The organism is Tessaracoccus aquimaris (genome assembly GCF_001997345.1).
Taxonomy (GTDB): domain Bacteria; phylum Actinomycetota; class Actinomycetes; order Propionibacteriales; family Propionibacteriaceae; genus Arachnia; species Arachnia aquimaris.
Genome location: NZ_CP019606.1, coordinates 2,866,549 through 2,890,263 on the forward strand (window position 1 = coordinate 2,866,549; position 23,715 = coordinate 2,890,263).

Here is a 23,715-nt window from a genome sequence, read left to right on the forward strand (position 1 = left end):
GTCGGTCAGCGATCAGACGGTGTAGAACTCCAGCGCGATGTTGTCGGGATCGCGGAACGAGAGCACGTCGCCCATGGTGCCGCCGACGATGGGGCTGCGCCGCACCTCGTGACTGTCGAGGATCTCGACCCAGCGGTCGAGCTCTTGGCGTCCGGCGACCGCGAAGCTGAGGTGGTCGAGGCCGACCCTGCGCTCGCTGAACGGCCCCGGTTCGGCCAGGTCACCGTGCTCGACGAAGCTGACGCGGATGCCGTCGCGGGTCAGCAGCGCCTTGCGCATGCCATCGACCTCGGCCGACATCACCGGCTCGAAGCCGAGCACGTCGCGGTACCAGGCGAGGGTGGTGTCGAGGTCGCTCACGCTCAGCGTCACGTGGTGGATGCCTGCGAGTTTGGGAGTGGGGTCCATGTGGCCAGTCAACCACCCTCGACCTCGCGGCGACTAGCGTGGGAGCATGGCTGACCTGATCGTGACCAATGTCCGCCCGCACGGCGGTGCCGCCGTCGACCTCGCGATGAAGGACGGGCTGATCGACGCGATCGTCCCGACCGGCGGTGAGGCGGTCGCGGACAGGGTGCTCGACGGGCGCGGCCTGCTGGCGCTGCCCGGGTTCATCAACGCTCACGCCCACGTCGACAAGAGTTGGTGGGGCAGGCAGTGGGTGTCCTACGGCGGCGAGGCGACGACGCAGGGGCGGATCGCGCACGAGCGGGCCGAGCGCGACGCGCTCGGCATCCCCAGCGTCGACGCGACGGTCGCGGTCCTGCGGGAGTTCCTGAGGCACGGCACGACGGCGACCCGTACACACGTCGACGTCGATCTCGGGGTCGGCACACGCGGCATCGAGTCGGTCAAGGAGGCGGCCGCCGCGCTCGACGGCGCCGTCGACGTCGAGATCGTGGCCTTCCCTCAGGACGGCGTACTGCGTCGGCCGGGCGTGCTCGAACTGCTTGACCGGGCCGCCGAGGCCGGTGCCGCGAGCATCGGCGGGATCGACCCGGCGTCGCTCGACCGCGACCCGGTCGGCCAACTCGACGGCCTGTTCGAGATCGCTGCGCGGCGCGGAGTCGGGCTGGACATCCACCTGCACGACGGTGGCGAACTGGGGGCGTTCCAGTTCGAACTGATCGCCGATCGGACGATCGCCGCCGGGCTGCAGGGCAGGGTCGTGGTGTCGCACGGGTTCGGCTTGGGCGACGTCGCCCCCGCACGCCAGGAGGCGTTGGTCGACAGACTTGCCGAGGCGGGTATCGGCTGGACCACGGTCGCACCGGTGCGCACCGCGCCGCTGCCGTGGCGGCGGATGCTCGAGCGCGGGATGCATCTGGGCCTCGGCACCGACGGGATCCGGGATCTGTGGTCGCCGTTCGGGGACGGCGACCTGCTCAAGATCGCGCTCGGCTTCGCCCGCCTGCACGGGCTCAGGACGGACGAGGACCTCGCGAGGGTCGTCGAGTTGGCGACGTCGTCGGCCGCTCCGTTCGTGCACCGTGGGTCGCACGGACTGTCGGTCGGCGACCGCGCGGACCTGGTGCTCCTCGACGCCGAAAACGTCCCGGACGCGCTGGTCCGGACCCCGCGCCGTGAGGTCGTGGTCGCGGGCGGCCGCGTGGTCGTCGAGGACGGCGAACTGGTCATCTAGGTTCGGTGCCGCTGCAAGGTGGCCGAGTCGCTCGTTGAGCCGGACCGCCGCGAAGCACCGCTCACTGAGCCGGACGGCCGACGAAGTCGCGCGTCCGCGTCGAAACGCCGCGACCCGACAGGCCAACGCACCCAGGGCCAGCACCCTGCGAACAGCAGCCCTCAGCTCAGCCGAGCGACCGCCTCACGAAGGTTTCGACGCGCCAGCGCGGGCTCCGCCCGGCGGGCGGCTCAACCAACGGATCACCGCTCGTTGAGCCGGACCGCCGACGAAGTCGCGCGTCCGCGTCGAAACGTCCGCAACCCGACAGGCCAACGCACCCAGGGCCAGCACCCTGCGAACAGCAGCCCTCAGCTCAGCCGAGCGACCGCCTCACGAAGGTTTCGACACGCCAGCACGGGCTCCGCCCGGCGGGCGGCTCAACCAACGAAGCACCGCTCGTTGAGCCGGACGGCCGACGAAGTCGCGCGTCCGCGTCGAAACGTCCGCAACCCGACAGACCAACGCATCCATGGCCAGCCCACCTCGAAACCGGAGCCCTCCACTCAGCCGAGCGACCACCTCACGAAGGTTTCGACGCGCCAGCACGGGCTCCGCCCGGCAGGCGGCTCAACCAACGAATCACCGCTCGTTGAGCCGGACCGCCGACGAAGTCACGCGTCCGCGTCGAAACGTCCGCAACCCGACAGACCAGCGCATCCATGGCCAGCCCACCTCGAAACGGGAGCCCTCCACTCAGCCGAGCGCCCACGTCACGTAGGTTTCGACGCGCCAGCGCGGGCTCCGCCCGGCAGGCGGCTCAACCAGCGGGCCCCGACGATCCAGGTACGCCGACTGCTCCAAGACGCAGTCGGCTCAACCGGCGGGTCAGTCCGACTCCAGCAGGTCAAGCAGGTGCTCGCGCAGGTCGGCCAGGCGCTCGGGGCCAAGGATCTTGGCCCAGCGACGCTGCTCGGCGACCCCTGCGGCCCTGACGACGGCGATCGCCTCTCGTCCACGACGGGTGAGGTGCACCAGTTTCGCACGCGCGTCGTCCGGATCCTCGTCGCGCTCCACGTAACCTGACCGCTCCAGCCCGGCGATCGCCTGCGCCACGGTCTGCCGCGCGACCCCCGCTCGCTCGGCCACCCGCGCCGCCCGTTCGTCACGCCCGATGACGGGGAGTAGGAGCGCCTGCGCTGGTGGCAGGTCGTCCATGCCTGCGTCCTCGAGCGCCCGCGCCAGCGTCGCGGTATTGCGTCTGGCCAAGCGCTGCACCAGCCCAGGAACGGTGCGCCCTGCGAGCGCGTTCTCGGTAGTCATCCAGCCCAACCCCTTCACGATTGTCAGGTTACCTGTCATTATGGGGCATGGACACCCTTCAGGCGACACGACACGCGGCCCGCCCCCGCCTGCGACGCGCCCCAGTGTTCGCCGTCATCGTCCTTGTCCTCGCGCTGCTGTCTGGCTGCACCTGGGCCGACAGGGTCGGCCCGAGCACGGCACCTCCGGGCACGACCTCTCCCAGCGCGGTGCCTTCGAGGGCCACGCCGCCGACCTCGGACGACCCGAGTTCCACCGACGCCCCGTCCTCACTGACCTTGCCCAGCGGCCGCTCCGACCATGAGTTGACATGGGACGGCACCCAGCGAAGCTTCCGGACCTATCGACCGGCCCAGGTCCCGCAACCAGTCCAGGTGGTCGTCGTGCTGCACGGCGGTGGCGGGAGCGCCGCCACGGCGGAGGCCGCCTACGGCTGGGACCGGGCAGCAGACCGGCACGGTTTCGTCGTCGTCTACCCGGAGAGCGTCGGCCAGGCCTGGAACGCGGGTAGTTGCTGCGGCCGGGCGCAGACCGTCGACGTGGACGACGTCGGCTTCGTCGGCGCCGTGGTCGCGGAACTGCTTGGAGAGCAACCGCTTGACCCCGAGCGGGTCTACCTGACCGGCTTTTCCAACGGCGCGATGCTGAGTTACCGGATCGCGTGCGAGGCGCCTGGGGTCTTTGCCGCGATCGCCCCGGTCTCGGGCACCCAGTTGGTCGACTGCGCCGACGCCAAACAGGTCTCGCTGCTTGCGATCCACGGCACCTCCGACCCATCGGTGCCCTACGGGGGCGGTCCCGGTTCGGGCGTCGGGAATGTCGACGGGCCATCTGCTCCCGACGTGAACCAGTTCTGGCGCACGGTGGACGACTGCTCCGAGCCAACGGACCAGCAGTCGGGGGCGATCACGCGCTCGACGGCGGCCTGCCCCTCCGGACGGACCGTCGAACTGATCACGATTGATGGAGGCGCGCACCACTGGCCGGGGTCGGCCAGTTCGCAGGGAAACCCCAGCAACTCGGCGAGCAACGAGTTGGATGCCACCGAGGAGATCTGGTCCTTCTTCGTCGAGCACACCGGGTAGCCGCCGACGGATTCACGGTCAGCGCGCGGCAACGGGCCGACGACGCTGGCGGAACACCGCTCGTTGAGCCGGACGGCCGACGAAGTCGCGCGTCCGCGTCGAAACGTCCGCTACCTTGAAGGCGATCCCGACCCAGTCTGCCCCCACCCCAATGCCGCATCCGGCGCTCATCCAAGGACCCGCCACCGACTCACGAGGGTTTCGACAGGCCAACGCGGGCTCCGCCCGACAGGCGGCTCAACCAGCGAACACCGCTCGTTGAGCCGGACGGCCGACGAAGTCGCGCGTCCGCGTCGAAACGTCCGCGACCTTGAAGGCGATCCAGACCCCCGTCTCGCGCCCACCTCACGAGGGTTTCGACACGCCAGCGCGGGCTCCGCCCGGCAGACGGCTCAACCAACAGGCCCGCCCGGCAGGCGGCTCAATCAGACGGCTCAACCAACAGGCCCGCCCGGGAGGCGGCTCAATCGGCAGGTGCGCCCGACAGTCCGGCTCAACCCGGCGGCGGTCAGCGGGCGTCGAGGGCCCGCGTCATCTGGACGCGTCGACCCATCGACGTCAGGCCCAAGCGCTCCTCGACCGCGACCAGCCCGACCTGGAAGGGCGTCGCCGGCGCGGACTCCACGAAACCGCACGATGCGTAGAACGGGGCGTTGAAGGCGACGTCGGCGAAGGTCCGCAGCGTGATCTCGCGATACCCGCGGCGCCCTGCCTCGGCCACGGCCGCCTCGACGAGCCGCCGTCCGATCCCCCGGCCGCCGGACTCCGGCAGCACCGAGACCTGCTCCAGGTGCGTCGCCCCGTCGACCTCGAGCACCTGCACGAACCCGACGATCTCACCGCCAACGGCGGCGACCAGCGTGAAGCCGGGCGCGGCGCGACGCTCGGCAGCCGTCGCCGCGGGGGGCCACTCCTCGGGGCTCAGCAGGTCGACCAGCAGCCGATCCGCGGCGCGCTCGACGCGCTCCGTCGCCTCCCAATCGGGCCCCTCCGCGGGGCGTAGCACTGCCTCCATGCGTCCCACCCTAAGCCACCCGGCTGAGCCTGAAACTCCCCGTCGACCACGCCAATGTGGCCCTGACTGGCACCCCCGCTGAGGGGGATGCCATAGTGAGTGGGACGAATCCCGGAAGGTGCCAGCGTTGACACTGAACAATATGGAGATCGCCCAAGCGGCCACCCCGCTGCCGATCGCGACGATCGCCGAGCGACTCGGCATCGACCCAGACAAGATCGAGCCCTACGGACGCTTCAAGGCGAAGATCCCGCTCCGGGTGCTCGGCTCGCTCCCCCCGAGGCGCCAGGGTCGGCTGATCCTCATGACGGCGGTATCTCCAACCCCCGCAGGCGAGGGCAAGACCACCACGACCGTCGGGCTGGGCGACGCACTGACCCGGCTGGGCGAGAAGGCGATGCTGTGCCTGCGTGAGCCGGCGCTGGGCCCGGTATTCGGCATGAAGGGCGGAGCCGCGGGCGGCGGCTACGCGCAGGTGATCCCGATGGAGGACATCAACCTGCACTTCACGGGCGACTTCAGCGCGATCGCTTCGGCCAGCAACCTGCTGGCCGCCATGATCGACAACCACATCTTCCACGGCAACGCGCTGGGCATCGATCAGCGCCGCATCACCTGGCGCCGGGTGTTGGACATCAACGACCGCGCGCTGCGCCAGATCGTGACCGGCCTGGGCGGCGTCAGCAACGGCTTCCCCGCCGAGGGCGGGTTCGACATCGTGCCCGCTAGCGAGGTGATGGCCGTGTTCTGCCTCGCCACCTCCCTCGCCGACCTGAAGGAGCGACTCGGGCGGATCGTCGTCGCCCAGACGCTCGACAAGCGCCCCGTCACGGCCGCCGATCTGGGCGCGCACGGCGCCATGACGGCGCTGCTGCGCGATGCGCTGTCCCCCAACCTGGTGCAGACCATGGAACACACGCCCGCGTTCGTGCACGGCGGGCCGTTCGCCAACATCGCGCACGGTACCAACACGGTCATCGCGACCCATTCCGCGCTGCGGCTCGCCGACTGGGTCGTCACGGAGGCGGGTTTCGGTGCCGACCTGGGCGCGGAGAAGTACTTCGACATCGTCTGCCGGGACGCCGGGTTGCGTCCCGCCTGCGCGGTCGTCGTGACGACGGTGCGCGCCATGAAGTACCACGGAGGGGTCGCCGTCGAGGACCTTCCCGACGTCGACGTCGATGCTGTGCGCGGCGGACTGGTCAACCTCGAGCGGCACGTCGCCACGATGCGTGACGTGTTCGGGCAGAAGGTCGTCGTGGCCATCAACCACCGCGCCGAGGACGCTCCGGAGGAGGTCGCGGCGATCGTCGAGGCATGCGTGCGGCTGGGCGTGCCAGCCGTGGAGGCGCGCCACTTCGCCGAGGGCGGCGCCGGGGCGGAGGAGTTGGCACGGGTCGTCATGCGCGTAGCGGGCGACAACGCCCCGACCGAGCCGACCTACGGCTACCCCCTGACGGACTCGCTGCTTGGCAAGCTTCGCGCGGTGGCGACCCGCGTCTACGGGGCCTCTGACGTCAGCGCCAGTTCCGCAGTGCGGGCCAAGATCCGCCGCCTGGAGGCCGACGGGTTCGGTGGTCTGCCGATCTGCGTCGCCAAGACCCAGTACTCGTTCTCCACCGACCCGAAACTCAGGGGCGCTCCCGAGGGGCATGTGGTCGACGTGCGGGAGGTCCGGCTCAGCGCGGGCGCCGACTTCGTGGTGATGATCTGCGGCACCATCATGACAATGCCGGGCCTTCCCGCCCGGCCGTCCGCCGAGGCCATCGACGTCGACGAGGACGGCGAGATCGTCGGGCTGTTCTGACCGCGGGCCAGGTCGACGCCGTCCGGCTGGGCGCAAGCGCAACCCCGTTCATCGACGCCCGGAGGGACACTATTCACGGGACCCGGCGCGGGGGCTTCTTGAGCAGCATCCGTTGGTCGTTGGCCGACACGCCGTGACCACGCGGCGTGTCGCGCAACGAGTTGCCGATACTGCTCAACGCCTGACCCGCACCCCGGGCGACGGCGCGTCCGTCCACGGCACCCCCGAGGGGGTGACGGAGCGCCACCGTCGCCAGTAGCGTTCGGCCATGAAGCCGCTGTGGCCAGCCGTCGCCCGCCTCACCCTCGCTGCCCTGATCTTGGCGGCGGTGGCGTGGACCTTCGCCTTCGCCTGGGCCGATCTCGGGAAGCCCCCGAACCCGTTCAACTACTTCGGCTATTTCACGGTCCAGGCCAACCTGCTGGCGATGGTGGTGCTCGCAGCAGTCGCCGTCCTCAGCCTGACGGCGAGGCGCGTCCCTGGCTGGCTGCACGTCGCCCGGGGCTGCGTCACCGTCTACCTCGTCATCGTCGGGATCGTCTACGCGACGCTGCTCGCCCCGCTCGCCGAGGCCGGAGGTGTCCCGGTGCCGTGGGCCAACACCGTCCTGCACATCATCACCCCGCTGTTCCTGCCCCTCGACTGGGCCCTTGTCCGCGACCGACCGCCCCTCCCGTGGCGGGCACTGCCGTGGGTGCTGGCCTACCCGGCCGTCTGGTTGGGCGTGGTGCTCGCCCGCGGCGCAAGCGACGGCTGGGTGCCGTACCCGTTCCTTGATCCGGGCAACGGCTACGGGTCGGTCGCCGTCGTCTGCCTCGCCATCTTCGCCACCGGCCTCGCGCTTGGCGCGGTCGTCTGGTGGGCCTCCCACCGGCTTCCGAGTGTGCCCGCGGCCGATGGAGGAACGGCTTAGGGGCGCGGCCCGACCGCCTGCTCGACGCGACTGCTGAGCGTGCGATGGCCCCGCAACTCGTACCCGACGACGCTTACCCACGGGATCAGCGTCAGCACCGCGATAACCACGCTCAACGGAGCCCCGGATGCGGCGAGCACCACGCCAAGGACGGCGACCGCAAGGGTGCCGAGGAGCAGGCCGAGGTGGAACCCGTCAAAGCCCGGCAGCAGCACGTGGAACAGCGCGAAGATCACCGCTACCGCCGCGGTGGGCGCGGACGCCAGGACCAGCGCCATCGACAGGAGCGTGACGTGGCTCTCCCCCTCCACATAGTTGGCCGCGACGTGCAGGCCCGCCCCGGTGGCCGCGATCGAGGCATAGAGCAGGACGTGCAGCACCACGACGACGTGCAACCGCTCCGGTCGAACCGCGAGCAGTTCGCCGGCGGGAAGGATGAAGTAGATCCACCAGATGCCGAACCCCATCGCGAGGCCCGCGACGCTGACGACGATGGCGTTGAGGCTCCAACCCGACGCCGTCACGTCGGCGCCGACCGCCGTCACGGTGCCGAGCACCACCTCCCCGAGCGTGATGATCGTGAAGGCGCCATAGCGCTCGGCCATGTGGTGCGGGTGCCACGGCAGCCTGCGACGCCGTTCCGCGAGGACCGGGTAGAGCACCTCCTGCAGCAGCCACACGCCCATCACCGCCAAGGCGATCTTCGGGGGCAGCGGCAGGAAGGCTTGAAGGCACCAGCCGACCTGCGAGATGACCAGCGCCCGAACGTAGGCGAGCGCCGTGGCGCGGTACTGCTGCGAGTCGTGGGCCACCCGCAGCCACAAGATGATGACGCCGACGCGCATCACGACGTAGCCCAACACCATCTGCTGGTTGTTCAGCGCGAGGCCCGCGTCGACCGACGTCACCATGGGCTCGATACCGAGCGCCAGCACCAGGACGCCGACCATCTGCATGAGCGTGACCAGCCTGACCGACCAGTCGTCCGTGTCGAAGGCCGAGAGCAGTTGCGAGTAACTCGACCACGCCCAGGTGATGCCGAAGACGGCGAAGAGGAACGAGCCGATGCCGACCACCCAGTGGCCTTCGCTCATGAGGCGCCCCAGTTGCGAGGACGCGATGGCGATGGCGACGACGGCGATCAGGTCGAAGATCAGTTCGAGCGGCGACCCTACGCGGTGAGGCTCGTGCGGGTCGCGTCCGACCATTGGAGTGAGCCCGTGCGGCGGCCGCGGCGCTGCGGTGTCGGTGCTTGTCACGCGAGGTCCTTCCGGCGGGTGGGAACAGAGTACGGCCGACGGTGCCCCTCACGTCGGATGCGCGGGCGGCGCGATCCCACCACAATCGAAGTCGACCCCAAAGGACCCTTGACAGAATTCACTTGTTTTTTGCAAGCTAGAGATGGGTCAGACACGGCCCACCGTCGACCGACCGGGTCGGCGACCCTCATGAAGGAGCCAGCATGTCCCAACAGGTCTTCGTCAACCTCCCAAGCAGCGATCTGGAACGAAGCAAGGCGTTCTACACCGCGCTGGGCGCGACGATCAACGAGAACTTCACCGACGAGAACGCCGCCTGCATCGTGTTCAGCGACGAGATCTACTTCATGGTCCTGACCAGGCAGTACCTGCAGACGTTCACCACCAAGGAGGTCATCGACCCCGCGACCCACGCCCAGACGAGCATCGCCTTCACCCGCGACTCCCGCGAGGACGTGGACTCCACCATGTCGGCCGGGTTGGCCGCGGGCGGCAGCGAGCCGCGCGAACCGCAGGACTACGGTTTCATGTACTCCCGCGACCTCGAGGACCCGGACGGCAACATCCTCGGCTTCCTGTACATGGCCCCCGAGGCGGCGGCGAAGGGGCCGGAGGCGTACCTGGCGGAGAACTCCTGACGTGGCTCCCCGGGGCCATGGGCAGTACTGCGGCGTCGCGACCGCCGTCGAACTCGTCGGGGAGCGGTGGGCGATCCTGATCATCCGCGACCTGCTGGTCGGCACGCGGCGCTACTCCGACCTCAAGCGAGGGCTGCCGAAGGTCCCCACCAACATCCTGGCGACGCGACTGAAGGAGTTGCAGGAGGCGGGCGTCGTGCGCAGGGTGCCGATCGCCAAGTGTGGCCCGGCCTACGAACTCACCGACTACGGCCGGGCGCTCGAGCCGATCATCCTGGCGCTCGGGCGCTGGGGGTTCGCGTCGATGGGCGAACCGGCCGACGGTGACGTCGTCACGGCCGACTCCCTGACGGTGGCGCTGCGGGCCGCATTCCGACCCACGTCGGCGCCGGAGGCGACCTACGAGATGCGGGTCGGCGAGGCGCGCCTTCTGGTGACAGTCACCGACGGCCGCCTCACCGTCGCCGACCTCGGCACCGCCTGGGTGGCCGAGCACGACGCTCGATCGGAGGTCGTGATCATGGCGGGTCCGAGGATCCGCGAGGTGATCGCAGGCACGCTGACCCCGGCCGACGCGCTCGCCGAGGGCGCCGTCGAGGTGCTTGAGGGAGACCCCGGGCTACTGGAACGCTTCGCGGCGACCTTTCGGATCGATCCTCCGGTCGCACCGGCGCGGTGACCCGCTCTTCGGCGGTCTCGGCCACGGAGGGCCTGGCGAGGCGGCGAGCCCTCAGCCCTGGCGTCTGACGATCTCGGCGATCCAGGCCGGCGCGAAGGGCGAGGTGCAGTTCGGCGGCGTCGGGTAGTCCTTGAGTACCTCTAGGCGCTCACCGATGGACACGGCGCGCTCGCGGAGCGCGGGATGATGGATGCCGATCTGCGCCAGGCAGGTGTTCATCTGCCACTGGAGCCGCTCGGGGGCGTCCTTCATCTCGGCCTCGATGGTGTCGAGCAGCCCAGGCAGGTCGAGGCCATCGGGCGCCTTCGCGACCCGGTCGGCCGTCAGCGCCCAGCCCGCGCTCGCGATGACGGGATCCGGGTCGTCGAGCCAGGCGATCCTCAGCCGGTCGGCGTGCGGCCCCTTCCCGACGACGTAGCCCACCAGCCAGTCGTGCACCTTGGGCGTGCGTGCGCCGCGGAGCATCGCGTCGAGTTCGTCGGCGTCGAACTGCTTGGGTCGACAGATCAGCAGGGCGACGAGTTTGGCGGCGGTGTCGTCCGTCACCCAGAGCCTCTTGGCGAGATCCTGGTCGGCGCCGAGTCGCTTTGCGACGGCACGCAGTTTGGTGAGGTTGACGGCGTGGTCATCGCCGTGACGCTGGTTGACGCTCTGGATCCTGGGATCGGCGAGGGCGCCCAGTTCCGCAAGCACCTCGTCCGTCGTCGTGTCCGTCATCTCGGCTCCCTTCTGAGGAACCAACCCTAGACCGCGCGTCGAGGGCTCACCGGACGAACGCGCTGGTGCCGATCAGCGTCATGGCGGTCGACATCAGCAGCCCGGCGACGACCGCGAGGATCAGCCTCATGCGTCGCGACGTGTGCCACGGAATGATCGCGACGATCGCGAACCAGACGAAGGCGATCAGTGCCGAGCCGACGAGCACCCCACCGAGCGACGGATCGCTGATGCGTCCGAACCCGCCGCCGCTGCAGCCGCTGATGCCGCACCAGTTGATCGTCATCCACACACCGGCGAGCCAGGTCACAGCCAGGGCGATGGGAACGGTCCACAGCAGATGCAGCAACGGCCGTGGCCTGAACTGCGGGGCTGCGTTGAACTCGCTCATCGCAAAAGGGTAGGTCGGGGTGGGGCCAGCGACGCCCGACCGGGAGGCTCACGCGGTTAGGGTTGGGGGACCCCACTTAGGAGAAACATGTCCGAGCAGACACCCCCGGATCCCATCGCCCCCTTGATCGTCTCGGCCGAGGCTGTGGCGTCGAAGGATCCGTACGACGTCATCCTCAGCAACATCGAGGTGGTCAACGAGTTGGCCGCGCTGTTGGGGCCGGACGAACTGCCCGCCGCCGCCCTGATCAGCTACTACACGGACTTCTACCAGGCGCAGATGGCCAATGGCGGCTTCTCGCAGTTCGCCTTCAACAGCGAGGCGTCGCCGTTGGTGCTTGAGTGCGTCGCCGCCGGCCTCGAGCAGATGGGCGCGGCGCAGCACGCGGCGGTGTTCTCCCGGGCGCGGGCCGAACTCGACGCGATGAGCACGGAGGACATCGAGGATTTCCTGGAGAGCGACCTGTTCGGCGAGAACCCGGTGCGCGACAGGCTCGACGCCGCCGCCGTCGGCTTCGCGGAGGCCGAGGACGACCTCGTGATCCGCAACGCGGCGTACCTGATGAGCCAGCCGGACGTGGTGGTGCTTCCCGAGGAGGAGATCCAGGGCCTGATCCGCGACCTGCTCGCGGAGCTTCCCGACCTGGCGGAACGCGAGGCCGCGCTGGAGGACATGCCCCAGCCCGACTTCGTCTACATCGCGATCGGCCTGTGCGAGCGCGCGGGGCTGACCCTCGACCGTATCACGGCAGGGTCGCCCGGAGAGGGCGGCGAGATCGACTGGTTCTTCCTGACCGATAAGGGCCTGCACCGCTACGAGACGGTCGGCGACGAGGCGGTCCTGTACCCCGGAGAGGGCGACGAGGAGATCCTGCGGGCAAGGATCGCCGACCTGCTCCCGGTCGGCTGACCGCTCGTTGAGCCGGGAAAGCACAGCTCGGTGAGCCGGGCCCGTACCGCTCGTTGAGCCGGGCCGGCCGACGAAGTCGCGCCGCCCGCGTCGAAACGTCCGCACCCCGACCGCAGAACCCAACCAACCCTGCCTGACCCAGGAGGATTTCGACACGCCAACACGGGCTCCGCCCGGCAGGCGGCTCAATCAGCACACCCGCCCACAATCGGACCCCTCGACAAGCTCGGGGAACGACCCGCTCGTTGAGCCGGGCGCGCCGACGAAGTCGCGCGGCCGCGTCGAAACGTCCGCAACCCAACCGACCCTGCCCTGACCCAGGAGGATTTCGACACGCCAACGCGGGCTCCGCCCGGCAGGCGGCTCAATCGGCAGACCCGCTCGTTGAGCCGGGCCGGCCGACGAAGTCGCGCCGCCCGCGTCGAAACGTCCGCAACCCGAACGCAGAACCCGACCCCGTGGAACCCCGCGAGCACTCCGCACGCCAACGCGAGGTTCCACTCGACCAGCACTCAGTCCGCACACCGATCAGACGATCGGACCCCTCGACAAGCTCGGGGAACGACGGCGCAATCAGCGCAGCATCGGTGCGACTGTCTCGACCCAGACGTCCCAACCCAACTTGAGGATCAACGCCGCGGAGACGCACAGGAAGATCACGCGGACGAAGCCGGTCCCCTTCGCGATCGCCGTCCGCGACCCCAGGTAGCTACCAGCGACGTTGGCGACCGCCAGGCACAGCCCGAGGCCCCAGACGACCGCGCCCGTCGGCACGAACAGGGCGAGCGCCCCCAGGTTGGTGGCGAAGTTGACGATCTTGGCCTTCGCGCTGGCGGCGATGAAGTTGTACCCGACAACGCTCACCAGGGAGATCACCAGGAAGGCGCCCGTGCCCGGGCCGAGCATGCCGTCGTAGAAGCCGATCCCGATCCCCAACAGGGCAGCCACGAAGTGGTGCCGACGCCCCTCGAACCGGAGGCTGGTGGCCGCGCCGAGCCGCGGGCGGACGGCGACGAAGATCGCGACGGCAGCCAGCGCCAGCACGATGATCGGCTTGAACACCGCCGTCGGCAGCACCGTCGCGACCGCGGCTCCTGCGAAGCTGCCGAGCAGCGCTAAGCCCGCCATCGGCAGGGCGGTTCGGAGATCGGGTTTCACGCGTCGGTAGTAGGTGACGCTGCTGGTCGCGGTGCCGCAGATGGACGCCAACTTGTTGGTGGCAAGGGCCTGCACCGGGGCGAGTTGCGGGACGAGCAGCAGCGCGGGCAACTGGATCAGCCCACCCCCGCCGACCACGGCGTCGACCCAGCCCGCCGCAAAGGCGGCGACGACGAGCAAGGCCAGCGTCTCGACGCTGATGCCGTCGGGCAGCCAGGCGTCGAGCGGGATCATGGCCGCCACCCTACGACAGCGGCCGGGTGGGACCTTGAGCATGTTTGGTTGCTCGTTGTCCCCCGCAGCACATTTGAACGTTCAGATCCGAAACGAGTTACCAAACATGCTCAACGCCAGGCCCTCCCGACACCCCGAACCTCCGGAGCCCAGGGGACCCCCGGGACCCCCGCGCCAGGGCGGCGCTAGCGGCGGTCGGCGACGGCGCGACCCGCGGCGCGACCGGAGAAGATGCAGCCGCCGAGGAAGGTGCCCTCGAGCGCGTTGTAGCCGTGCACTCCCCCGCCGCCGAACCCGGCGACCTCACCAGCCGCGAACAGCCCAGGGATCGCCGCGCCGTCCGCGTCGAGGACCTGCGAGTCGAGGTTCGTCTGCAGCCCTCCAAGCGTCTTGCGCGACAAGATGTTGAGCCGGACGCCGATCAACGGTCCGTGCGACCTGTCGAGGATCTTGTGCGGCCGGGCGACCCGGATCAGCTTGTCGGTGCGGGAGCGACGCGCGTTGTGGATCACCATCACCTGCACGTCCTTGGTGAACGCGTTGTCCATCTCGCGGTCGCGCGCGACGATCTGCCGCTCGATCTCCTCGACGTCCAGCGCAGGTCCGCGCGTGATCCCGTTCATCCTGGCGACCAGTTCCCCGAGCGTGTCCGCGACGACGAAGTCGATGCCGTGTTGCTTGAACGCCTCGACGGGCCCGGGCGCGCCCTTTGCGAGCCGCGTCTTCACGAGGAACGAGACGTCCCTGCCCGTCAGGTCCGGGTTCTGCTCCGACCCGGACAGCGCGAACTCCTTCTCGATGATCGACTGCGTCAGCACGAACCAGGAGTAGTCGTGCCCGGTGGCGAGGATCTGCTTCATGGCGCCGATCGAGTCGGCGCCGGGCACGCCGGACATGCCAGTCAGCCTGCGCCCTAGAGCGTCGAACCACATCGACGACGGGCCCGGCAGGATCCGGATGGCGTGGTCGGGCCAGATCGGGTCCCAGTTGTGGATGCCCTCGGTGTAGGCCCACATCCGGTCCCGGTTGACGATGCGGCCGCCCGCGCGTTCGGTGATGCCGAGCATCCGGCCGTCGACGTGCGCGGGGACGCCGGAGATCAGGTGCGACGGCGCTGGCCCGACCCTGTCGGTTGGCCAGTTGCGGCGCATCAGCTCGTGGTTGTGCCCGATGCCTCCGGAGGTGACGATGACGGCGCTCGCCCTCGCCTCGAAGTCGCCGACCACCTCGCGCGACGACGAGACGCCCCGGGCGGAGTCGTCGTCGGCGAGCACCGACCCGCGCACCCCGACCACCGCCCCGTCCTCGACGATCAGGTCGTCGACCCTGCGTCGGAAGCCGAACTCGACGCGACCGGCGCGCTCGGCCTCCAGAACCGGCGTCGCGAACAGTTCGACGACCCGCGGCCCGGTCCCCCAGGTGATGTGGAAGCGGGGCACCGAGTTGCCGTGCCCAAGCGCCGACCCCTCGCCGCGCTCGGCCCAGCCCACGAAGGGGACGGCGCTCCAGCCGAGCCTGCGCAGGTACTCGCGCTTGCCGTCGGCGGCCCATTGGACGTAGGCGCGGGCCCACTGCGACCCCCACGAGTCCTCGTCGGCGAGCCTGTCGAACTGCGCCGAACCGTTCCAGTCCTGCCAGGCGAGGTCGAGGGAGTCCTTCACGCCCATCCGGCGCTGCTCGGGGCTGTCGACCAGGAACAGCCCGCCCAGCGACCAGAAGGCCTGCCCGCCGAGGTTGGCGCGGTTCTCCTGGTCGAGGATCAGCACCCGGTTGCCGCGCAGGCCGGCCTCGTACGCGGCGACCAGGCCGGCGAGCCCCGCCCCGACCACGACGACGTCCGGCTTGAACATGCTCGACCTCCCAGATCTGCTTTCGCAGACATTCTGGCCGACGCGGCACCGGTTTGGGCGTACGGCTGCACACCTGCCGACCCCGGGGTGAGACTGGAACGGTCACCGATGCAAGGAGAACTCCCATGGCAAAGTTCCTGATCTGCCTCTACGGCCCCACTCGCCCCGATCCCGACCGCGACTCGTCCAACGATCTCGCCGAGCACCAGGCCTACGCCGAACAGATCCAGCAGGAGGACGTGCTGCGGTTCGCCTGCGTCGTCAGCGACCCGATGGCGACGGTCACGCTCGGCAACGTCCACGACGACGCATCGTCCGCCGAGCCGAAGGGCGCGCTCGTCGGCGCCTACGTCATCGAGATCGACGACCTCGACGAGGCCCTCGCCGTGGCCCAGCGCAACCCCATCACCAGCCAAGGTGGCTACCTGGAGGTCCGCCAGATTCAGGACTGACCGTCCACCCCACTCGCCGCCCGATCGGCGCCTCCGCTCCTTGCCGGGAGCGGTTACCCCGGGGCGCGGTGGCATGTCCCGGCGTCCTCCGCGAAGATAGATGCCGGCGCCGTCCTCCGACGGCGATCTCGTAGCCCTTTCAGGAGTTCACCCCGATGATTCCCGACGTCCTGCGCACCTCCTTCGAAGCATCTCAGCCGGCGTCGCCGGGAGAAGGCGAAGGCATCACCGCGCAGGTCGGCTCCGGCCCGCAGACCCAACTCGCCGGGACCTCACGGCACGGCTCGTCCGGGCTCCGCGCGATGCGGGTGCGCTGGGACGGCCCGGGCGAGCGTCGCGTCGTCATCGTCGACACCCCGGTGCGTGTCCCCGCGAATGGGCGGCTCAGCTACGACATCTTCCTCGACGCCGACCTCGACGACCCGACGCCGCCCGGGGCGTTCGTCTGCCTCGACCTGCTCTTCGACGACGGCACAACCCTGTCGGCGTCCTCCCCGATCGACGCGCACGGGGTCGGACTCTCCCCGGCCGCGCAGGGGACCTCGCGCATCCTGATGCCGCTGCAATGGAACCGCGTCTCCTGCGCCCTCGACGGGTTCGAGGGCCGCACCGTCACGCAGGTCGTCGCATGGGTCGAGTCAACGGACGCGGGTCAGGCGTGGATCGACGACGTCGCCATCGATGCGGGGCCCCGCGGGCTCGATCCGGTCGACCTGGTCGACACCCGCCGCGGCTCCAACTCGTCCTTCGAACTCTCGCGAGGCAACACCTACCCGGCGACCGGCCTGCCGAACGGCGCGCTGCTGACCTCGCCGTCGACACGCCGCGCCCTCGACTGGTTCTACTCGTGGGCACGGCACAACACCTCGTCCGGCTACCCCGCGTTCGAGGGCATCGTCCTCACCAACCAGCCCAGCCCCTGGATGGGCGACCGCAACCAGTTGATCCTCACGCCGACGTGGGCCGACTCGTGCGAGCCGCACACGTTCAGCCACGCCGAAGAGGAGGCGCGCCCGTACCGCTACCGCGTCCAACTCGACGACGGTCCGCTCGTGGAACTGGCCCCCACCGGCCACGGCTGCATCGTGCGCCTCGGCCTCCCCGACTCCGACGGGACGCTGCGACTCGGCGTCGGCGTGTGCAGCGGCGACTTCCGTCTCAGACAGCGGGACGACGGCCTGTGGGTCGGCTGGGTCGACAACGGCTCGGGCCTGTCGGTCGGCAGGAGCAGGCTGTACGTGGCGATCGCCTTCGATGCGCCTTCCAGCCTCGACAACGCCAAGCCGCTGCGGATCCGACTCGACGCCCGCCCCGGGGAGAGCGTCGAGGCCCGGATCGGCACGTCGCTGGTTGGGTCGGCGCAGGCGGTCGCGGTGCTGCGCGACGAACTCGACGCCGACTTCGCCGACCTGGCCGACGCGGCCCGCGGGCTGTGGGCCGAGCGGCTCGGGGTCCTCGACCTGGAGGGGGCCAGCCACGACCAGCGCGTCAGCGCCTACTCCAGCCTGTATCGCGTCGGCATCTTCCCGAACTTCAGCGACGAGGTCGTCGACGGTTCGACGGTGCACGCCAGTCCCGTCCTTCCGCACCTGCGCGACAGCGACGACGACGTCACCGGCGCCCAGGTCGTCGCAGGTCGGATGGCCGTCAACCACGGCTTCTGGGACACCTACCGCACCGTGTGGCCCCTGTACGCGCTCGCCTACCCAGCGGAGGGCGCCGCGCTGGCCGATGGGTTCGTCGAGCAGTACCGCAGCGGCGGATGGGTCGCGCGGTGGTCGTCGCCCGGCTACGCCGACCTGATGACCGGTACCAGTTCCGACGTGGCCTTCGCCGACCTGGACGCCAAGGGCGCCCCGCTGCCGGACCGCCGCTCCACCTACCTGGCGGGTCTGCGGAACGCGACGGCGATGCCCACCTCTCCCGGCGTCGGCCGCAAGGACCTGTGGTTCGTGTTCCACGGCGCGCCCACCCCTGAGTCGCACGAGCCGGTGTCGTGGGCGTTCGAGGCGTCACTCAACGACCACGCGCTCGGCCTGATGGCGGGACGCCTCGCCGACGACCCCACGCTTGACGAGCGCGCCGCCAGGAGGCTGCGCGACGAGTCGGCCTATCTGATTGGCCGCGCCTCGACGTATGCGAATCTGTTCGACTCCTCGACGGGCTTCTTCCAGAGTCGCCGCCTCGACGGATCGTTCCGCACCCCGTCGGCGGAGTACGACCCATGCGTCTGGGGTGGCGACTACACGGAGGCCAACGGCTGGTCCTACGCCTTCCCCGCCCCGCACGACGTTGCGGGCTTGGCGCATCTAGTGGGCGGACGTGAGGGTCTGCGTCGCCGCTTGGACGAGTTCTTCGCCACGCCCGAGCGCGGCAAACTGCCGGGCACCTACCCGGCCGGGATGCACGAGATCACCGAGGCGCGCCTGACGCGGGCCGGCCAGTTCGCCGTCAGCAACCAGCCCGTGCACCACATCCCGTTCCTGTACGCGTTCACGTCGACGCCGTGGCGGGTCGGCGAGATCGTGCGCGACGCCGTCCGACGCCTGTTCCGCGGCTCCGAGGTCGGCCAGGGTTACCCCGGCGACGAGGACAACGGCGAGATGTCGGCCTGGTATCTGTTTGCCATCGCCGGGCTGTACCCGCTGCAGGTCGGCACGTCGCGTTACACGCTGCACTCCCCGTCGGTGCCTGTCAGCCGCTGGCGACTGCCAGGAGGCGACCTCGTCATCCGCGCCGAGGGCGACGGCGACTACGTGCAGTCGGTGTCGCTGGACGGCGCCCCTGTCGACCGGACCTGGATCGACCATTCGGAACTGCTGGGCGGCCGGGAACTCGTGTTCCTGTTGGGCGATCAGCAGTCGGCGTGGGGCGTCGAGCAGGACGCATCCGCCGCGTCGCTGACCCCGTGGGGCGAGGCACCGAGCCGCTGGGTCGACGTGGGCTCCGAGGGCACGGTGTCGCGGACGGGTGGGGCCGAGGGTGCGCTGTCAGCGAGCGACGCCGATGTGTCGGTGCTGGTCGACGACGAACCGCGAGGCGAGGCGAGGCTCGCGGCGGACGAAGGGCTCGAGTGGCGCTTCGACGCGCCGACCCGGGTCGAGGCGTACACGCTCACGGGCGGCGCCGACGCGGCCGACGGCTTGGCGTGGCGCCTGGAGGCCCACGACGGCACCAACTGGTCGGTGGTCGATGGTCGCGAAGGCGAGTCGTTCGAGTGGCCGACGCAGCTTCGGCCGTTCGTGCTGGACGCCCCGGTCGAGGCCGAGGCTCTGCGTCTGGTCTTCGAGACGCCGGTCACGCTGGCCCAGGTCGAACTGCTGGCGCTGCGCCCCGTCACCGCGGGTTGAGCCGCGCCAAGGCGCGAAGCGCCGCGACGCGCGTCGAAACCAACCCGGACCCACGCAGAGACCTGGCCCAAGCCCCCGGACACCTCACGAGGTTTCGACCGATGTCGACCGCTCCGCGCTCGACATGGCTCAACCAGCGGTCCCGCCGGTTGAGCCGCGCCAAGGCGCGAAGCGCCGCAACGCCCGCCGACCATGGGTTGAGCCGCGCCAAGGCGCGCAGCGCCGTAGCTCGCGTCGAAACCAACCAACCCGCACCGACAAGCACACCCGACCACAATCGGACCCTCGACAAGCTCGGGGAACTGGGTCCCTGCGAGCCTCGCGAGGTTTCGACCGATGCCGGCCGCTCCGCGCCCGCCATGGCTCAACCAGCGCGACCTACAGGATCGCCGGATGCTCCATCGTCGTGTCGTTCCTAGCCGCCTCAGCGAAGCCGAGCACCGACTCGTACCAGACGATCGCGTGCTGCGGAGTCAGGATCCAGTGGTTCTCGTCGGGGAAGTACAGGAAGCGGTGCGGGAATTGCGCGGGGTCGCCGTCGTAGTTCTCGTTGAGCGCCCACCACAGCGCGAGCCCCTCGCTGATCGGCACCCGGTAGTCCTTGTCGCCGTGAATCACCAGCATGGGCGTGACGATGTCGGCCGCCAGCAGGTGCGGAGAGTTGGCCTGCAGCATCTCCGGGCTCAGTTCCCGCTTCCAGTACCAGGCTGCGTCCGTCGTCGGGCCGAAGCTCGTCAGGTTCCACAGCGACGCGTGCGACACGATGCCCTTGAACCGGTCGGTGTGGGTGGCGATCCAGTTCGCCATGTAGCCGCCGAACGAACCGCCCATCATGACGGTGGCGTCGTCGCGGATGTCGGCGCGCGCCTCGATCGCGTCGGTGAGCGCCATCACGTCGGTGTAGGGCTCCGCGCCCCACTGTCCCCAGCCACGCTGAATGAAGTCCTGGCCGTAGCCGGTCGACAGGGCCGGGTCGGGCAGCAGCACCGCCTGGCCGCGCGACGCTAGCAGCCAGGGGCACCAGCGCCACGACCAGGCGTTCCAGGACGAGACCGGGCCGCCGTGGACCCAGAGCGTCAGCGGGGCGGGGTTCTCGGCGGACGCGCCGTCGGGCAGCACCAGCCAACCGGGGATGCGGGTGCCGTCGGCGGCGGTGGTCTCGACGCGCTCGACGCGTCCCGGCAGGTCCGGGTAGCTGACGGGCGCCTGCAGGACGCGACTGGTCGCCGACTCGACATCGATGGCGACGATGTCGCCGGGGTTGGAGTAGGACGTGCGCAGCGCATACAGGGTGGCGCCGTCGGGTGCCATCATGACGGACGAGTGGGCGCCCTCCTGCGTGAGCCGGCGGACCTCCCCTGAGACCAGATCGACCGAGAAGACCGGCGATGCGCCGTCCTCATCCGCCACGACGAACGCGGTCGAGGCGTCTGGGGAGAAGGCGACGGAGAGCCCCACCTGTCCCACTCGCCTGCTACGACCCTTTCGTCGCCGGAGGCCAGGTCGATCAGCCACAACTGGGCCTCGACGGCGCGCTCCGAGGTGGAGATCCGCTGACGAATGCACAGCACGAGACTGCCGTCATCGCTGACCACCGGCTGCGCGAACTCGTGCTCTTCATCGGAGGCGATGACGCTGCGCTCCCCGGAGACGGGGTCGATCCTGACGATCCGCTCGACGGTGACGCCGCGCGACAGGTGCTCGTTCCACACCGCCACCAGGGTCGAGCCGTCTCGCGACTGCGCGAGCCCCCGATCGCGTCGCCAACGTCGCCGGTGACATCGGCGCTGTCGGCGAGGCTGTGGTCGTCGATGTCCCCGACGACTCGGGCGCGACGGACTCGGAGGTGCTCGGCGCCGAGGTCGTGATCCCAGTAGCGAACCGGGTAGCCGTCATGCAGGATCGCCGACACCTTGCGCTTGGAGCGCGACTCCCGCTTCTCGGCGTCCGCCTCGTCGCCGTCGACACCGTCATACATCAGCACGCCGAGCAGCACGTCGTCGTTGGCGGCGTTGGTCAGTACCGAGCCCCAACCGCCGTCTCGCCGCGCCAGCACGTAGGCCTCGCCGCCGTCGGCGGGCAGGCACCAGAGCGCCGTGGTCCAGTCCTTGGGCGCGTCACCGTCGTTGGGGATGTCTCGCTTGGAGGTGAACACCAGCGATCCGTCGCGCAGGAACGCCGCCGCGGCCTCGCCCTTGAGGGAACGCGTCTTGCGGATGGCGCGCCGCTCGCCCGCGGTGTCGACGCTCCACAGCGAGGTCACGTAGGAGGTCTTGTCTGTGTCCGGGCCCTGCACCGAGGCCATCAGCGTCGAGCCGTCGTGGCTGAGCATGAGGCCCGCGAGGCGCGGGGTGGTGACGTAGGTCTCGAGATCGAACCAGGGGAGGGTTGGGTGTCAGGCATGTCCCAACTCTGCCACCCGATAGGGACTGGCGTCGTCCACCCTCTGGGAGTCCTTAGGCCCAGCCACGAACTGCGCCACCCGCACCGAGGTGTCACCTCCTCTGGGCAATCGGACGTCTCGACAAGCTCGACGAACGGACGCCGAACCCTGAGCAGGGCGCCTGCGCCCGTGTCGAAGGGTCCGCAAGCCGCCGCGCTTGGACAAGCCTCACCCACCCGACTCCGCGCGACAAGCCACCAGCAACCAGCAACCAACACCCAGGAGGTGTCACCTCCACTCGGCAAATCGGACGTCTCGACAAGCTCGACGAACGACCCGACAACCACGAACCTCCCACCCACGCCGGAGCAGACTCCCACCGGCGCCGGAGCAGACCTCCACTGGAGAATCGGACGTCTCGACAAGCTCGACGAACGGACCGCCGCTCCCTGAGCAGGGCGCCTGCGCCCGTGTCGAAGGGTCCGCAAGCCAGCGCCCTGACCAGTGCGGCTATGGTCGCCATGTGAGCACCCGACGCATGCAGGACCTGTCCATCGAGGACCACACCATCACCGTCCCCCTCGACTGGAAGCACCCGGACGACGGCCGCACGATCGACGTGCACGCCGCCGTCATCACCCGGGAAGGCGGCGAGAAGTTGCCCTACCTCACGTTCCTGCAGGGTGGACCCGGCTATGAGGGGCCCAACCCGTTCCACGCGCCGACCTCGCCGTCCTGGCTCGACGCTGCCCTCGAGCGCTACCGCGTCGTGATGCTCGACCAGCGCGGCACCGGAAAGTCGACCCCGATCGGCGACGATGACCTCGCCCGCGGCACCGACGAACTCGTCGAGCGCCTCACGCACCTGCGCGCCGACTCGATCGTCCGCGACGCCGAGGCGCTGCGCGAGCACTTGGGCGTCGAGACCTGGTCGACGCTCGGCCAGTCGTTCGGCGGCTTCACCACCCTCAGTTACCTCAGCACCGACGCGGCCTCCCTCGACACCGTCTTCTTCACGGGCGGGCTGAGCGCGGTCGGCCACACCCCGGACGAGGCGTACGCGCTGTCCTTCGACAAGGTCCGCAACGCCACCGAGGCCTACTACCGCCGCTTCCCTGAGCACCGCGACGCGGTCAGCCGCCTAGTCGACCTGGCCGGAGCGGGCGACCTGGTGCTGTCGTCGGGAGAGGTCGTCTCGGTGTCGAGGCTGCGCTCGATCGGGTCGCTGCTCGGCTCCGACGACGGCTGGCAGAGCCTGTGGGCGCTGCTCGACAAGGATCCGCGCACCAACGCGTTCCGCTACGACCTCGCCGACGCGCTGCCCTTCGGCGGCCGCAACCCGCTGTACTACGTGATCCACGAGTCCTGCTACGCCGACGGTGCCGCCACCCGATGGGCGGCGGAGCGCGTCGAACCGGACGACTTCCGGGCCGACCCGACGCTGCTGACCGCCGAGCACGTCCGACGCGACTGGGCCGACACGGTCCCGGCCTTCCAGCCGTGGCGCGAGGTCGTCGACGCCGTCGCCGAGATCGAATGGCCGAGGCTCTACGACGAGGCAGCGATCGCGGCGTCCGGCGCGAAGGGCGCGGCGGCCGTCTACTACAACGACATCTACGTGCCCGTCGAGTACTCCATGGAGACGGCTGCGTTGATGCCGGGCGTGATGCCGTTCGTCACCAGCGGGCACGAACACAGCGGCCTGCGCTCTGGCGACGTGCTCCCCCACCTGTTCGACGTTGCCGCGGGTCGCCTCGTTCGCTGAACGCCCGCGGATCGAGTGGTTACTTGAGCATGTTTGGTGACCCGTTTGTGTTTGGAACGTGAAAACTGCGCCTTCGAGACAACGAGCAACCAAACATGCTCAAGGCCTCGCCAACCCCGGCCACGGACGACCGATTCGGGAATAGTTGAACCTTCACGGTAGAATG

General features: G+C 69.8%; 20 protein-coding genes. 10 read left to right on the forward strand and 10 right to left on the reverse strand.

Going from position 1 to position 23,715, the window contains the following annotated elements:
• Nucleotides 1-12: 12 nt before the first annotated feature.
• Nucleotides 13-408, reverse strand: a complete 396-nt coding sequence (locus tag BW730_RS13160; RefSeq protein WP_077686649.1) for a VOC family protein — start codon at nt 406-408, stop codon at nt 13-15.
• A gap of 46 nt (nt 409-454) precedes the next feature.
• Here BW730_RS13160 and BW730_RS13165 point away from each other — a divergent pair, with 46 nt between their 5' ends.
• On the forward strand, nt 455-1,642 hold the full coding sequence (locus BW730_RS13165) for an amidohydrolase (protein ID WP_077686650.1): 1,188 nt from the start codon (nt 455-457) through the stop codon (nt 1,640-1,642).
• Between the two features lie 867 nt (nt 1,643-2,509).
• Here the strand turns inward: BW730_RS13165 and BW730_RS13170 are convergent.
• Complete coding sequence (locus BW730_RS13170) at nt 2,510-2,944, reverse strand: MarR family winged helix-turn-helix transcriptional regulator (protein WP_077687662.1); 435 nt, start codon at nt 2,942-2,944, stop codon at nt 2,510-2,512.
• Between the two features lie 47 nt (nt 2,945-2,991).
• On the opposite strand from BW730_RS13170, the gene BW730_RS13175 reads away from it, so the two are divergent.
• Complete coding sequence (locus tag BW730_RS13175; RefSeq protein WP_077686651.1) at nt 2,992-4,029, forward strand: extracellular catalytic domain type 1 short-chain-length polyhydroxyalkanoate depolymerase; 1,038 nt, start codon at nt 2,992-2,994, stop codon at nt 4,027-4,029.
• 508 nt (nt 4,030-4,537) lie between these two features.
• Here BW730_RS13175 and BW730_RS13180 read toward each other — a convergent pair.
• Nucleotides 4,538-5,044 carry a GNAT family N-acetyltransferase gene (locus tag BW730_RS13180; RefSeq protein ID WP_077686652.1) on the reverse strand — a complete coding sequence of 169 codons (507 nt, stop codon included), beginning with the start codon at nt 5,042-5,044 and terminating at the stop codon, nt 4,538-4,540.
• A gap of 142 nt (nt 5,045-5,186) precedes the next feature.
• On the opposite strand from BW730_RS13180, the gene BW730_RS13185 reads away from it, so the two are divergent.
• Both BW730_RS13185 and BW730_RS13190 read left to right on the forward strand, forming a co-directional pair.
• The gene (locus tag BW730_RS13185) at nt 5,187-6,851 is read left to right on the forward strand and encodes a formate--tetrahydrofolate ligase (protein WP_077686653.1); all 1,665 of its coding nucleotides are present in this window, start codon (nt 5,187-5,189) and stop codon (nt 6,849-6,851) included.
• 268 nt (nt 6,852-7,119) lie between these two features.
• Entirely contained in the window at nt 7,120-7,764 is a 645-nt protein-coding gene (locus BW730_RS13190; protein ID WP_077686654.1) for a Pr6Pr family membrane protein, read from the forward strand.
• Here the strand turns inward: BW730_RS13190 and BW730_RS13195 are convergent.
• Nucleotides 7,761-9,023: a low temperature requirement protein A gene (locus tag BW730_RS13195; RefSeq protein WP_145952866.1), complete on the reverse strand. Its 1,263-nt coding sequence runs from the start codon at nt 9,021-9,023 to the stop codon at nt 7,761-7,763. The two genes, BW730_RS13190 and BW730_RS13195, sit on opposite strands and share 4 nt — an antisense overlap.
• A 203-nt stretch (nt 9,024-9,226) precedes the next feature.
• Between BW730_RS13195 and BW730_RS13200 the strand changes: the two genes are divergently transcribed.
• Together BW730_RS13200 and BW730_RS13205 are read left to right on the forward strand one after the other, a co-directional pair.
• Nucleotides 9,227-9,661, forward strand: coding sequence for a VOC family protein (locus BW730_RS13200; protein ID WP_077686656.1), 435 nt, complete (start codon nt 9,227-9,229; stop codon nt 9,659-9,661).
• 1 nt (nt 9,662) lies between these two features.
• Entirely contained in the window at nt 9,663-10,340 is a 678-nt protein-coding gene (locus BW730_RS13205) for a winged helix-turn-helix transcriptional regulator (RefSeq protein WP_077686657.1), read from the forward strand.
• A gap of 51 nt (nt 10,341-10,391) precedes the next feature.
• On the opposite strand, the gene BW730_RS13210 is transcribed toward BW730_RS13205, so the two are convergent.
• Both BW730_RS13210 and BW730_RS13215 read right to left on the reverse strand, forming a co-directional pair.
• Nucleotides 10,392-11,057: a DNA alkylation repair protein gene (locus BW730_RS13210; RefSeq protein ID WP_077686658.1), complete on the reverse strand. Its 666-nt coding sequence runs from the start codon at nt 11,055-11,057 to the stop codon at nt 10,392-10,394.
• 46 nt (nt 11,058-11,103) lie between these two features.
• Nucleotides 11,104-11,448: a hypothetical protein gene (locus BW730_RS13215; protein ID WP_077686659.1), complete on the reverse strand. Its 345-nt coding sequence runs from the start codon at nt 11,446-11,448 to the stop codon at nt 11,104-11,106.
• An 87-nt stretch (nt 11,449-11,535) separates the two neighbouring features.
• Here BW730_RS13215 and BW730_RS13220 point away from each other — a divergent pair, with 87 nt between their 5' ends.
• Nucleotides 11,536-12,357, forward strand: a complete 822-nt coding sequence (locus tag BW730_RS13220) for a DMP19 family protein (protein WP_077686660.1) — start codon at nt 11,536-11,538, stop codon at nt 12,355-12,357.
• A gap of 573 nt (nt 12,358-12,930) precedes the next feature.
• Here the strand turns inward: BW730_RS13220 and BW730_RS13225 are convergent.
• Nucleotides 12,931-13,749: a TSUP family transporter gene (locus BW730_RS13225; RefSeq protein WP_077686661.1), complete on the reverse strand. Its 819-nt coding sequence runs from the start codon at nt 13,747-13,749 to the stop codon at nt 12,931-12,933.
• 185 nt (nt 13,750-13,934) lie between these two features.
• Entirely contained in the window at nt 13,935-15,599 is a 1,665-nt protein-coding gene (locus tag BW730_RS13230) for an FAD-binding dehydrogenase (RefSeq protein ID WP_077686662.1), read from the reverse strand.
• 125 nt (nt 15,600-15,724) lie between these two features.
• Here BW730_RS13230 and BW730_RS13235 point away from each other — a divergent pair, with 125 nt between their 5' ends.
• The gene (locus BW730_RS13235) at nt 15,725-16,051 is read left to right on the forward strand and encodes a YciI family protein (protein ID WP_077686663.1); all 327 of its coding nucleotides are present in this window, start codon (nt 15,725-15,727) and stop codon (nt 16,049-16,051) included.
• Nucleotides 16,052-16,206: 155 nt separating this feature from the next.
• The gene (locus tag BW730_RS13240) at nt 16,207-19,401 is read left to right on the forward strand and encodes a GH92 family glycosyl hydrolase (RefSeq protein WP_077686664.1); all 3,195 of its coding nucleotides are present in this window, start codon (nt 16,207-16,209) and stop codon (nt 19,399-19,401) included.
• Between the two features lie 378 nt (nt 19,402-19,779).
• On the opposite strand, the gene BW730_RS19455 is transcribed toward BW730_RS13240, so the two are convergent.
• Nucleotides 19,780-20,859 (reverse strand): S9 family peptidase, encoded by a 1,080-nt coding sequence (locus BW730_RS19455; protein ID WP_226996808.1) that lies wholly within the window; start codon nt 20,857-20,859, stop codon nt 19,780-19,782.
• A gap of 49 nt (nt 20,860-20,908) precedes the next feature.
• Nucleotides 20,909-21,733 carry a hypothetical protein gene (locus BW730_RS19460; RefSeq protein WP_226996809.1) on the reverse strand — a complete coding sequence of 275 codons (825 nt, stop codon included), beginning with the start codon at nt 21,731-21,733 and terminating at the stop codon, nt 20,909-20,911.
• A 574-nt stretch (nt 21,734-22,307) separates the two neighbouring features.
• Here BW730_RS19460 and BW730_RS13250 point away from each other — a divergent pair.
• Nucleotides 22,308-23,549 carry an alpha/beta fold hydrolase gene (locus BW730_RS13250; protein WP_226996810.1) on the forward strand — a complete coding sequence of 414 codons (1,242 nt, stop codon included), beginning with the start codon at nt 22,308-22,310 and terminating at the stop codon, nt 23,547-23,549.
• Nucleotides 23,550-23,715 lie beyond the last annotated feature (166 nt).

What these genes read in the sequence shown, in the direction of transcription:
- BW730_RS13230 (WP_077686662.1), bottom strand. Translation starts at nt 15,599, where the DNA reads ATGTTCAAGCCGGACGTCGTCGTGGTCGGGGCGGGGCTCGCCGGCCTG.
- BW730_RS13200 (WP_077686656.1), top strand. Translation starts at nt 9,227, where the DNA reads ATGTCCCAACAGGTCTTCGTCAACCTCCCAAGCAGCGATCTGGAACGA.
- BW730_RS13220 (WP_077686660.1), top strand. Translation starts at nt 11,536, where the DNA reads ATGTCCGAGCAGACACCCCCGGATCCCATCGCCCCCTTGATCGTCTCG.
- BW730_RS13185 (WP_077686653.1), top strand. Translation starts at nt 5,187, where the DNA reads ATGGAGATCGCCCAAGCGGCCACCCCGCTGCCGATCGCGACGATCGCC.
- BW730_RS13175 (WP_077686651.1), top strand. Translation starts at nt 2,992, where the DNA reads ATGGACACCCTTCAGGCGACACGACACGCGGCCCGCCCCCGCCTGCGA.
- BW730_RS13215 (WP_077686659.1), bottom strand. Translation starts at nt 11,448, where the DNA reads ATGAGCGAGTTCAACGCAGCCCCGCAGTTCAGGCCACGGCCGTTGCTG.
- BW730_RS13165 (WP_077686650.1), top strand. Translation starts at nt 455, where the DNA reads ATGGCTGACCTGATCGTGACCAATGTCCGCCCGCACGGCGGTGCCGCC.
- BW730_RS13160 (WP_077686649.1), bottom strand. Translation starts at nt 408, where the DNA reads ATGGACCCCACTCCCAAACTCGCAGGCATCCACCACGTGACGCTGAGC.
- BW730_RS13190 (WP_077686654.1), top strand. Translation starts at nt 7,120, where the DNA reads ATGAAGCCGCTGTGGCCAGCCGTCGCCCGCCTCACCCTCGCTGCCCTG.
- BW730_RS13235 (WP_077686663.1), top strand. Translation starts at nt 15,725, where the DNA reads ATGGCAAAGTTCCTGATCTGCCTCTACGGCCCCACTCGCCCCGATCCC.
- BW730_RS13180 (WP_077686652.1), bottom strand. Translation starts at nt 5,044, where the DNA reads ATGGAGGCAGTGCTACGCCCCGCGGAGGGGCCCGATTGGGAGGCGACG.
- BW730_RS13225 (WP_077686661.1), bottom strand. Translation starts at nt 13,749, where the DNA reads ATGATCCCGCTCGACGCCTGGCTGCCCGACGGCATCAGCGTCGAGACG.
- BW730_RS13210 (WP_077686658.1), bottom strand. Translation starts at nt 11,057, where the DNA reads ATGACGGACACGACGACGGACGAGGTGCTTGCGGAACTGGGCGCCCTC.
- BW730_RS13240 (WP_077686664.1), top strand. Translation starts at nt 16,207, where the DNA reads ATGATTCCCGACGTCCTGCGCACCTCCTTCGAAGCATCTCAGCCGGCG.
- BW730_RS13170 (WP_077687662.1), bottom strand. Translation starts at nt 2,944, where the DNA reads ATGACTACCGAGAACGCGCTCGCAGGGCGCACCGTTCCTGGGCTGGTG.
- BW730_RS19460 (WP_226996809.1), bottom strand. Translation starts at nt 21,733, where the DNA reads ATGCTCAGCCACGACGGCTCGACGCTGATGGCCTCGGTGCAGGGCCCG.